This is a genomic window from Pseudomonas gregormendelii, from assembly GCF_017114825.1.
GTDB lineage: Bacteria > Pseudomonadota > Gammaproteobacteria > Pseudomonadales > Pseudomonadaceae > Aquipseudomonas > Aquipseudomonas gregormendelii.
Genome location: NZ_JADEVO010000070.1, coordinates 1 through 10,711, shown reverse-complemented (window position 1 = coordinate 10,711; position 10,711 = coordinate 1). Strand labels below are relative to the sequence as shown.

At 58.9% G+C, this 10,711-nt stretch carries 8 protein-coding genes and 2 pseudogenes; 6 read left to right on the top strand and 4 right to left on the bottom strand.

Going from position 1 to position 10,711, the window contains the following annotated elements; genetic code table 11:
- The first annotated feature begins 197 nt into the window (after positions 1-197).
- Together IMW75_RS26255 and IMW75_RS26250 are read left to right on the top strand one after the other, a co-directional pair.
- Complete coding sequence (locus IMW75_RS26255) at positions 198-1,655, top strand: hypothetical protein (protein ID WP_205894243.1); 1,458 nt, start codon at positions 198-200, stop codon at positions 1,653-1,655.
- 92 nt (positions 1,656-1,747) lie between these two features.
- Positions 1,748-2,626 carry a phage baseplate protein gene (locus IMW75_RS26250; protein WP_205894245.1) on the top strand — a complete coding sequence of 293 codons (879 nt, stop codon included), beginning with the start codon at positions 1,748-1,750 and terminating at the stop codon, positions 2,624-2,626.
- On the opposite strand, the gene IMW75_RS26245 is transcribed toward IMW75_RS26250, so the two are convergent.
- Positions 2,627-3,001: a helix-turn-helix domain-containing protein gene (locus IMW75_RS26245; RefSeq protein ID WP_414704670.1), complete on the bottom strand. Its 375-nt coding sequence runs from the start codon at positions 2,999-3,001 to the stop codon at positions 2,627-2,629.
- Between the two features lie 191 nt (positions 3,002-3,192).
- A pseudogene (locus IMW75_RS26240) lies at positions 3,193-3,486 on the bottom strand (LysR family transcriptional regulator); the annotation flags it as partial.
- A 96-nt stretch (positions 3,487-3,582) separates the two neighbouring features.
- Between IMW75_RS26240 and IMW75_RS26235 the strand changes: the two are divergent.
- Positions 3,583-3,804 carry a DUF1127 domain-containing protein gene (locus IMW75_RS26235; protein WP_045060212.1) on the top strand — a complete coding sequence of 74 codons (222 nt, stop codon included), beginning with the start codon at positions 3,583-3,585 and terminating at the stop codon, positions 3,802-3,804.
- A 210-nt stretch (positions 3,805-4,014) separates the two neighbouring features.
- Positions 4,015-5,245: pseudogene (locus tag IMW75_RS26230) on the top strand (winged helix-turn-helix domain-containing protein).
- A gap of 105 nt (positions 5,246-5,350) precedes the next feature.
- On the opposite strand, the gene IMW75_RS26225 reads toward IMW75_RS26230, so the two are convergent.
- Positions 5,351-6,697, bottom strand: a complete 1,347-nt coding sequence (locus IMW75_RS26225; RefSeq protein ID WP_045060214.1) for a class II 3-deoxy-7-phosphoheptulonate synthase — start codon at positions 6,695-6,697, stop codon at positions 5,351-5,353.
- Positions 6,698-6,856: 159 nt separating this feature from the next.
- Between IMW75_RS26225 and IMW75_RS26220 the strand changes: the two genes are divergently transcribed.
- Positions 6,857-7,612 (top strand): spermidine synthase, encoded by a 756-nt coding sequence (locus IMW75_RS26220; RefSeq protein ID WP_045060215.1) that lies wholly within the window; start codon positions 6,857-6,859, stop codon positions 7,610-7,612.
- Between the two features lie 117 nt (positions 7,613-7,729).
- On the opposite strand, the gene IMW75_RS26215 is transcribed toward IMW75_RS26220, so the two are convergent.
- On the bottom strand, positions 7,730-8,521 hold the full coding sequence (locus IMW75_RS26215) for a crotonase/enoyl-CoA hydratase family protein (RefSeq protein ID WP_205894242.1): 792 nt from the start codon (positions 8,519-8,521) through the stop codon (positions 7,730-7,732).
- Between the two features lie 432 nt (positions 8,522-8,953).
- Between IMW75_RS26215 and IMW75_RS26210 the strand changes: the two genes are divergently transcribed.
- On the top strand, positions 8,954-10,627 hold the full coding sequence (locus tag IMW75_RS26210; protein ID WP_045060217.1) for a DEAD/DEAH box helicase: 1,674 nt from the start codon (positions 8,954-8,956) through the stop codon (positions 10,625-10,627).
- The last annotated feature ends 84 nt before the right edge of the window (positions 10,628-10,711 follow it).

The following is a 10,711-nucleotide window of genomic DNA, read 5'->3' as shown; positions in this document are numbered from 1 at the left end:
GCTGAGGCCCTGGATATGACCGATTTGAATGGCGGCGCGTTCTTCGACGCTGAGTTCGTGATAGGACATGGGGCAGCACCGTACCGGAAAGGTCAGGTGTTGCACTCAGTTTTTGCCGCCGCCCAGCGTTTCTGGATATCAAGGTTTTAGGTGCGCGTCCCGGAATGCTGTATCGGCTTGAATTTGTAGGGAACGGAGTGAATATCGCGGGGATTATCCGCTATGAACTGCTGTTTACAGAGTACAGCAAGGCTGGATATGGCACTGACAGTGCTTTGGGGGCGGTCAACGCTATCCAGCTTGGAGACATACCGGCGACGAGCATAGAGGCAGGGCAAGTTATTACCCGCTCTTTTAAGAGCGCTCGAATCCCTGGGTTGGAGTTTTTAGTGACGTACAAGCCGAGTGCTCTTCCCGCTGGCGGGTCTGTCGCCCTGAACAATGCGAACAGCGCCGGATTTTCGTGGATCATTGACGAGAGCTTGTACTTACCTGCACCCGTGATAACGGTTCCACAAGATGTGTTGCCAATGGCTTACTCCGTATCGGGTACTGCGAGCCGGGAAGTGCAAGTAGCCTTCCGTATGAGTAATGTGCACGACATGCGGCTGACGCTGAAGAGGAGTGGGATCAATGCGATTTATAACTCTGTGGTGGTGGACGTGGCCACTCACGGAGGTACACCTCCAACCCTGTCGCGAGTTTGGACAAACATATCCTCTGGGGGATCTGACTGGTTTGGTCCGTACCGGGTTCGGGCTGTTGCAAATGGTGATGCAGCTGCCGAAGCGTTCACTGGTGGTGCGCACGGCTCAGATGGCAACGTCGGTGGCGTGGCAACTGCCGAACTATTGTCGGTAGAGATCGCGGTCGATGGTGTGATTCTCGGCGGCACTGCAACTTATGCAGGCACCTGCCGCGAAGTAGCGATGACATGGGCCAATGGAGTGCAGGGTTACAACACCAAGGCTGCTCTACGGAAGATCCTCGAAGAAACCATGAATTTACGAATCACCCAAGGATCTATCCAGGTTCATGGCGAGTTCAAGGCGTTAGAAGCTATCGAAGTGCGTCGATACTACGGCCTTCAATCGCAGTCCAACGGCTTCCAGTCTAGTGTTCACTTCGTCGGTGGGCAGCAGGGCGCTCGTTTTGCGCCGGCAGCCAACACCGATTACAACGCTGGCGCCAAGAGTACTTACCCGAGCGTGCCGGTGATTGGTATGCGTAGCACCACTGGCGAATTCTGGATGTGGCTTGACGAAACTTACGGAATTGGAGCAGCGCGCGTTATAGATGCGGCGAATCCAGTAGCTACATATTCGCAGTACCTCAAGGCTTACCACTCCCTTGTTTATTCAGCTGCCGGGTTGGCATTGGCTGCTGGAACTAGTCGTAAATGGCGGGGTGGATACGCGTGGGGGCAGAACTTGATTACTCCGGATGCCGGAGCAGATTCAGCACTTCGATATGAAGACGGACGGACTCCTGTCTATGGTTTGGTGCGCTTGGCTGCGGGAACATCAAAACTCCCTGTAGCCCCCCGTGATCGAAACGTGCCGGTAACTTACGTTTCGGGAACGGGCGACAGTTACACCTCGCAAACCCTCGACATGACCGGGGCGGCCTACGGACTGATACGCGCCAAAGTTTAGTTTCGCGAACCACTGCCGGGCGTTGTGGAGCGACTGCGAGGTAAGTAGTTCGCTGTCCTCCCGCGCTTTTTTTAACTAGTGTGGGTAAGTAAATGGACAGAATTTCAGCTTTTACCGATTTGTGCACATCCGCTGGGTTGTTTCGCTATGGGGCCAGCGCAGGAGGTGTACCGCCTACGCCTTTAAAGGCTGAATATCTCAATCTAATTCAAGAGGAGCTATGCCACTTCATCTTGGCTTATTTACCAACATTGGATGCGCAGGACAGCACCCAGCTGCTCCAATCCGTTCGGGCATTGATCCTGAATTATTATACAAAGCCAGAAACTGATGCTCTTATCGCGGCGCTGGTCGATTCATCACCGGCAGCATTGGACACACTGAAAGAATTGGCCGATGCGCTGGGAAGAGACCCTAACTTTGCCACGACGATGACAAACCTATTGGCCGCTAAGGCGCCTTTGGCATCACCAGCGCTTACAGGCGCGCCTACCGCGCCCACCGCTGGCTTTGGCTCTAAGACTAAGCAGCTTGCCACAACTGAGTTTGTGCAGGCTGCGATGGCCGCTGCTTATCCGGTGGGCAGTGTCTATATGAATGCTAATGTGAACACGAGTCCGGCCCTGCTCCTGGGCTTTGGAGAGTGGGTGGCATTAGCGCCTGGTCGGATGTTGATAGGCGTTGGTAGCAGTACCGACGCTAGGGGGGAACTCAGAGGGTTTTCGGGAGGCGAGCAGGGTGGTGAATACAACCACGTGTTGACGATTAATGAGATGCCCTCGCATAACCATGGGATGCCACAAGGGCATCCTGTTCCTGATCCCGGAGGCGCTTACAACTACACTTCCGGTGATGACCTTACTACCGCATCACTGCCTAACCCGCCCCCTACGACTGATACCGGGGGCGGCGCCGCCCATAACAACCTATCGCCATACCTGGTTGTCTACATGTGGAAGCGGTCAGCGTAACTATTCAAGCAAGTGGTAGTCACTTCGGCCCCGTGGATCTGGGGTCGCGCCTCGGCAGTTGTCTGCCCTCAGCGGTGGTTGGTTCGGGATGAAGATCAATCCTTGAGCTTCCAGGCTGTACGAGAGGGCTTGGAGACTGACTCTCAGAAGCTCGCGTTCCCCATTCTCGAACTGCTGTATCGCCCGCACTGACACGCCTGATCGGAACGCTAAGGCCTCAACTGACCAATCCAGCATCGATCTGCCCTGCGCACAGTGCTCTCTTGTGAAGTGCAGCGGTAGGCTCAGGAGGAAATCAAGCATCTCTGCCTCCTCAACCTTTGCTGCCTTGTTGGGCTTGCGATACGTCTCCAGGACCACGACATTCTTGCTCATATAAGGCTCCTCGGGTGCTGTATGGACATACAGTGTTATCTGGGAGCTTACACAACCTGATAGTCAGCTGTCACCGTGGATAGGTTTGATTCACGACGCGGTGCCAAGTGGACCGCTAAGAGAGGGGCTATTGAATCGCGCTGCCAGTGCCAAATACGGCGTTAATCGGTGCCAAATGTGGCGCGCGCTTACACCATGCCGACCATATGCGGCTCGCGCAGGGTATTGAATACTTCGCTGTGCAGCTTGAGGATGCGCCTGGCATAACCAAGCAGTACCTGGCCCTCGGCTGTCAGCCGCACCTGGCGCCCGTCACGTTGAAACAACTGGCGCTGCAGCACGTCCTCTTCAAGCCGCTTCATCTGCATGCTGACCGCAGACTGGGTGCGGTTGACCAGTTCGCCTGCGCGAGTGAAGCCACCTTGGTCAGCGATGGCGACGAAGGTGCGCAGCACTTCAGTGTCGATACTGGGGTAGGCAGACATACATCAATCTCCGAGATGTATTGCATAAGAAACATTCGTTGGATTGATCTTAGCCCCGGCGCGACACTTGAGCCATCCCAAACGGAGGGCAATAAGATGAAAGGTCAACAGGATGTCAGCGCAGTAGAAAAACACTCCATTCACGTCGTCTCGGATCTGCTGCACAAGCTGACCCGCTGGTATGAACTGCACCGCGAACGGGAAATGTTGGCGGGCATGAGCGATGAGGCCTTGAAGGACATCGGCCTGAGTCGCGCGGACGTGGCGCAGGAAGCGGAGCGTCACTTCTGGCAAGACCCATTGGGCGGCGGCAAATAAGGCTGGAAACACCGATGGCACATGCCTGGTCACAACCCCATCACGCGTGGCGCAAGCCCGGGTCATGGGGTTTTTCATGGGCGGCAGCAGGCGGTCGTATTCGTTCGCTGGAGCCGGGCGGGCACCTGCTGAAAAGGCGATGAGGTCACGCCATTGGCGTTTCATGCGTGGGCCGCTAAGGTGGACACAGACCTCTGCATGAGCCTTTGAATGTCTACCTCCTCGTATTTTTCCTTGCTGCAGGCCAGGCGCCTGGCGTTGAGCTCCCAGGGGTTCGGTGGGCGCCAGCCGCCAGCGCTGGTCAAATCAATCCAGGTCAATCGTTTGATCGAACGTCTGGGGTATCCTGCAGATCGATTCGGTCAATGCACTGGTGCGCTCGCACTACCTTCCCCTGTTTTCGCGCCTGGGCTGTTATTCATCCGCCTTGCTTGATCAGGCGGCCTGGAGTCAGGGGCGGCAGCGCACGCTGTTTGAATACTGGGGGCATGAAGCGTCCCTGCTGCCCTTGTCGATGTTCCCCTTGATGCGCTGGCGGATGGCGCGGGCAGGCCGGGGCGAAGATATTTATCAGCAACTGGCGCGTTTCGGTCGTGAGCACCAGGACATCATCCGCCGCGTCCTTGGCTCGGTTCAGGAACTCGGGGCGTTGGGCGCAGGCAGCCTGTCGACTCGCCAGGAAAGAGCCGGGCCATGGTGGGACTGGAGCGCGGAAAAACACGCGCTGGAATGGTTGTTTGCCGCCGGTGAAGTGACTGTTGCCGGACGACGTGGATTCGAGCGGTTGTATGACTTGCCGGAGCGGGTGCTTCCCGCGGTCATCCTCCAGCAGCCGATGCTCTCGGAAGATGAGGCCCAGCGTGGCCTGTTGCTGCATGCGGCCAATGCCTTGGGCATCGCGACGGAAAAGGACCTGCGTGACTACTTTCGCCTGAATCCGGGCGATGCGCGTTCGCGCCTGGCGGAACTGCTGGAGGCGGGCGCATTGCTGTCCTGTGAGGTCCAGGGTTGGCGGCAACCGGCCTTTTGCCTGCCCGAGCCGAAAGTGCCACGCAAGGTCGAGGCCAGCGCCTTGCTGTCGCCCTTCGATTCACTGATCTGGGAGCGCGGCCGTACCGAGCGGTTGTTTGATTTTCGCTATCGGCTGGAGATTTATACGCCCCGGGATAAACGGGTCTATGGCTATTACGTGCTGCCGTTTTTGCACAACGAACGAATATCGGCGCGGGTAGATTTGCGCGCGGAGCGCGCACACGGCCGCTTGGCGGTGCATGCCGTGCACGAGGAAGAGCCGGGGCTGGATGATCAGGGGATGCTGGCGTTGGCGGTGAATTTGCGGCGGATGGCCGATTGGCTGGGGCTGGCGCAGGTGCAGTTGAATTGCCAGCGGGTGAGTGCGGCCAGATTAAGAGTGGCATTGGCTGGGATTGAGGGTGCCTGAGCTGGCCTCATCGCGAGCAGGCTCGCTCCCACAGTTGACCGCGTTTGGCAGAACAACGCCGTCAAAATGTGGGAGCTAGCCCGTTAGCAATTGTTTCAAAGTGGTTTACCGCCGGACTTGCTTCAACGTCTCGGCAATCAAGAACGCCAATTCCAGCGACTGATCTGCATTCATCCGCGGGTCACAATGGGTGTGGTAGCGGTCTGACAACCCGTCCTCGGTAATCGGCCGCGCGCCGCCGATGCATTCGGTCACGTTCTGCCCGGTCATCTCGATATGAATCCCGCCGGCATAACTGCCTTCGGCCTGGTGAACCTGGAAGAATTGCTTCACTTCGCCCAGGATCTGCGCAAAGTCGCGGGTCTTGTAGCCGCTGCTGGCCTTGATGGTGTTGCCGTGCATCGGGTCGGAACTCCACAGCACCTGCTTGCCCTCGCGCTGCACAGCGCGGATCAGGGCGGGCAGGTGGTCACCGACCTTGTTGGCGCCCATTCGGGCGATCAGGTTCAGGCGGCCAGGGTCGTTGTCCGGGTTGAGCACATCAATCAGGCGGATCAGGTCGTCGGGGTTCATGCTCGGGCCGACCTTGACCCCGATCGGATTGTTCACGCCACGCAGAAACTCGACGTGAGCGCCGTCCAGCTGGCGAGTGCGGTCGCCAATCCACAGCATGTGCGCTGAACAGTCATAGTAATCGTTGGTCAGGCTGTCACGGCGAACAAAAGCTTCTTCGTAATTGAGCAGCAAGGCCTCGTGCGCAGTGAAGAAACTGGTCTCGCGCAGCTGTGGCGAGCTGTCCATGCCGCAGGCGCGCATGAAGGCCAGGGTTTCATCGATGCGATCGGCCAGGTGGCTGTATTTCTCAGCCAGTGCCGAGTTGGCGATGAAGTCCAGGTTCCACTTGTGCACCTGATGCAGGTCGGCAAAACCACCCTGGGCAAACGCGCGCAGCAGGTTGAGGGTGGCGGTGGACTGGTGGTAGGACTGCAGCAGGCGTTCCGGATCCGGCACGCGGCTTTTTTCATCGAAGCCGATGCCGTTGACGATATCGCCACGGTAGGCCGGCAAGGTGACGCCGTCGATGGTTTCGTCATTGGCCGAACGGGGTTTGGCGAACTGCCCGGCCATGCGACCGACCTTGACCACCGGGCAGCCGGCAGCAAAGGTCATGACGATGGCCATTTGCAGCAGCACCTTGAAGGTGTCGCGAATTTTTGCTGCGGAGAATTCGGCAAAACTTTCAGCGCAATCGCCGCCCTGCAACAGAAACGCCCGACCCTGTGTCACTTCGGCGAACTGGCGACGCAACTCCCGGGCTTCACCGGCAAACACCAGCGGCGGATAGCTGGCCAGGGTTTGCTCGACCTGCAGCAAATGTGCTGCGTCTGGGTAGGCGGGTTGTTGCTGGATCGGCAGGGCGCGCCAGCTGTCAGGGCTCCAGGGTTGGCTCATCACGGTCTCGGTAGTTTTACGCTCGGACCCTCATGTTATCAGCAATTAGTGCGTGACCTGTTCCCGTTGCATCGCTGACAATCGCGCCTTTGCAGCCGCATCAGCGGTTGACTGCAGCTGTTTCCCCAAGCTGCAGGCCCGAGACGACCAGGAGACGAAATGACCGAGGAGCGTGTCGAGCATCTGCTCGCCGAAGTACAGGATGAGTTCGGCGTGATACGCGTGCTGGAAGTGGCGGACTACCGATTTCTCGAGTTCGGTGACGCCATCGAACAGAGTTGCGTGTTCACCGCCGACCCGAGCTGGCTCGAATACGATTACACCCGCGCGATGCTGATCGGTGCGTTGTGCCACGAGCAGCCGGAAAGTGCATTGTTCCTGGGGCTGGGCGCCGGTACGCTGACCCAGGCCTGCCTGAAATTCCTGCCGCTGGAAGACGTCGAAGCCATCGAGCTGCGGCCCGACGTGCCGCGCCTGGCCATTGAATACCTGGGGCTGGATGATGATCCGCGCCTGTATATCAGGGTCGGCGACGCGCTGGAGTTGCTGGATACTGCGGAGCCTGCAGACCTGATTTTCGTCGACCTGTATACCGATGTCGGGCCTGGGGTCGGCCACCTGGCCTGGAGTTTCCTGGAGAACTGTCAAAAGCGCCTGAATCCGGGCGGATGGCTGGTGATCAATCAGTGGGCGACCGACGATGGCAAGCCGCTGGGCGCTGCGCTGTTGCGCGGGCTGTATCACCGCCATTACTGGGAGTTGCCGGTGAAAGAGGGCAATGTGATTTTACTGGTGCCGTCAGAGCTGGATCAGGAGCTCGACATGGACGCCCTGGTGGCCCGGGCCGAAGGGCTGGCGCCGCGATTGGGGTATTCGTTGCAGTCGCTGATCAAGGCTATTCGCCCGGCAACATGAGTCGGCGTCTGTGAGGCCCTCATCGCGGGCAAGCCCGCTCCCACAGGTTTCGTATACGACGCAATCATTGTGGGAGCGGGCTTGCCCGCGATGAGGGCCCCACAGTCAATACATCCCTCAAAGCCCCTTAAACACGCCAGGTCGCTTCTCGATCATCGACCGCATTCCCTCCCTGGCATCCTCACTGCCCAGCAGCTTCTTCGCCAGCGGCGCCAGCCCCAGCGCTGCCGCCGTTTCTCCTTCATAGCGCGCCTGCCGGGCCGACATCAGGGTCGCCTGCACCCCAAGCGGCGCCTGACGGGCGATCCGTTCAGCCAACTCCAGTGCCCGTGGCAGCAAATCCTCACTGGCCATGACTTCCTGGACCAGGCCCAGGTGCAGCGCCTCATGGGCATCGAACTCATCCCCGGTAAGTAACCAGCGCATTGCATTGCCCCAGCCGGCAACCTGATGCAGGCGCAAGGTGGCGCCGCCGAACGGGAAAATCCCCCGTTGTACTTCTTTCTGGGCGAAGCGGGTATTGCTGGCGCACAGGTTGATATCAGCGGCCAGCATCAATTCGATGCCAATGGTCAGGCAGTATCCCTGGGCGGCGACGATCACCGGCTTGCTCACCCGAGGGCCGGCCTGGATTCCCCATGGATCGCAGCCACCGGGGGGCACCTGCCAGCCTTCGGCCAGGCTGGCACTGGCGCTGACCAGGTCGAGCCCGGCGGTAAAATGCTCGCCGTGGCCAAACACTACTGCCACCCGCGCTTCGCGGTCGGCTTCGAACTCGCCATAGGCCAGGCTCAGTTCATTCAGCAGGTCGAGGTCGAACGCATTGCGCTTGGCCACCCGGTCCAAACCGATCAACAGCACATGACCACGCCGTTCGCGGCTGACTCGACTGGAGCAGGGCTGATTCATGGGGCAATTCCTCGGGCGGGATGGGGGCGGTTGCCGGGCGCAGGGCAAAGGCGGCGGCTCAGCAGGGTGAACCGTTTTAGCGCCATCTCCAGCAGGGCCGGGCCTTTGAAAAGTAGACCCTGGTTGGATTCTGCGCAAAGCCTGTGACACAACGGCGTATACGTCAGTTTTCCGACAAATAATGCTCCCTTTTTGCCCGAATTCCGGTATAGTGCGCGCCGGCCTTTAACCAGGCCGCGTTTAGGTAGCGCAATTCCCCGAAGTCAGCTTCGGCTGCACGTCCGCACAGCGGACTCTCCCTTGACGAATCTTTTTCATTCATTCGTTTTCGCAAATCCCCGCCGACAAAGCAGCCAGGGCGACTCTTGAGTCTTACACGGCATGCGCAGCTTTGGAGCATGGGTCTTTGCGGATGCACTTAGAGGCAGACCCATGACCCAGGAAACCGGCGGCTTCGCCGCTTTTAATCTTAATCCGAATATCCTTGCAGCCGTCATTGCGACTGGCTACGAAGAACCTTCGGCTATTCAGCAGCAATCGATCCCAATCATCATGGCCGGCCAGGACATGATTGGCCAGGCGCAAACCGGTACGGGTAAAACCGCTGCGTTCGCCCTGCCTATTCTGCATTGCATCGATCCTGCCAAGCGCGAGCCGCAAGCCCTGATCCTGGCGCCAACCCGTGAGTTGGCGCTGCAAGTAGCAACCGCTTTCGAAACCTACGCCAAGCAAATGCCGGGCGTTACCGTTGTGGCCGTTTACGGCGGCGCGCCTATGGGCCCACAACTGAAAGCAATCCGTAACGGCGCACAAATCGTTGTCGCCACCCCGGGCCGTCTGTGCGACCACCTGCGTCGCGACGAAAAAGTCCTGTCGACCGTGAACCACCTGGTTCTCGACGAAGCTGACGAAATGCTCAAACTGGGTTTCATGGACGACCTCGAAGTCATCTTCAAGTCCCTGCCTGCAACCCGCCAGACCGTATTGTTCTCGGCAACCTTGCCGCAGTCGATCCGTGCCATTGCCGAACGCCATCTGCGCGATCCGCAACACGTGAAGATCCAGACCAAGACTCAGACCGTTACCGCGATCGAACAGGCTCACCTGTTGGTTCACGCTGACCAGAAGACCTCGGCTGTATTGAGCCTGCTGGAAGTTGAAGATTTCGACGCCCTGATCATGTTCGTACGCACCAAGCAAGCGACCCTGGACCTGGCCAGCGCCCTGGAAGCCAAAGGCTACAAAGCCGCTGCGCTGAACGGTGACATTGCCCAGAACCAGCGTGAGCGCGTGATCGACTCCCTCAAGGATGGCCGTCTGGACATCGTTGTGGCGACCGACGTTGCCGCTCGTGGCCTGGACGTTCCGCGCATCACTCACGTGTTCAACGTTGACATGCCGTACGATCCAGAGTCCTACGTTCACCGTATCGGCCGTACTGGCCGTGCCGGTCGCGAAGGTCGTGCGCTGTTGCTGGTGACTCCACGTGAGCGCCGCATGCTGCAAGTGATCGAGCGTGTAACCGGTCAAAAGGTTGCCGAAGTTCGCCTGCCGGACGCACAAGCTGTTCTCGATGCTCGCATCAAGAAACTGACCAACAGCCTGTCGCCACTGGTGGCTGACGCCGAATCGACCCACGGTGATCTGCTGGATCGCCTGACCGCCGACATCGGTTGCACTCCGCGTGCCCTGGCCGCTGCCCTGTTGCGCAAGGCAACCAACGCCCAGGCGTTGACCCTGGCCGCGATCGAGAAAGAACGTCCACTGGTGCCGAACAATGCACCGCGTGGCGATCGTCCAGAGCGTACCGGTGATCGTCCGGACCGTGGTGATCGTGAGCGTCGCGCTCCGGTTCCATTGGCTGAAGGTCGTGCTCGTTGCCGTACCGCGCTGGGTGCGCGTGATGGTATCGCTGCCAAGAACCTGCTGGGCGCCATCCTGAACGAAGGCGGCCTGGCCCGCGAAGCCATCGGTCGCATCCAGGTGCGTGACAGCTTCAGCCTCGTCGAGCTGCCGGAAGATGGTCTGGAAAAGCTCCTGACCAAGCTGAAGGACACTCGCGTTGCTGGCAAGCAGTTGAAGCTGCGTCGCTATCGCGAAGATTGATCGGCCCTTGGGTTGATTGATCGAACATAAAAAATCCCCGACTGGTTCGGGGATTTTTTTTGCCTTTGAGAACGTACCCGCTAC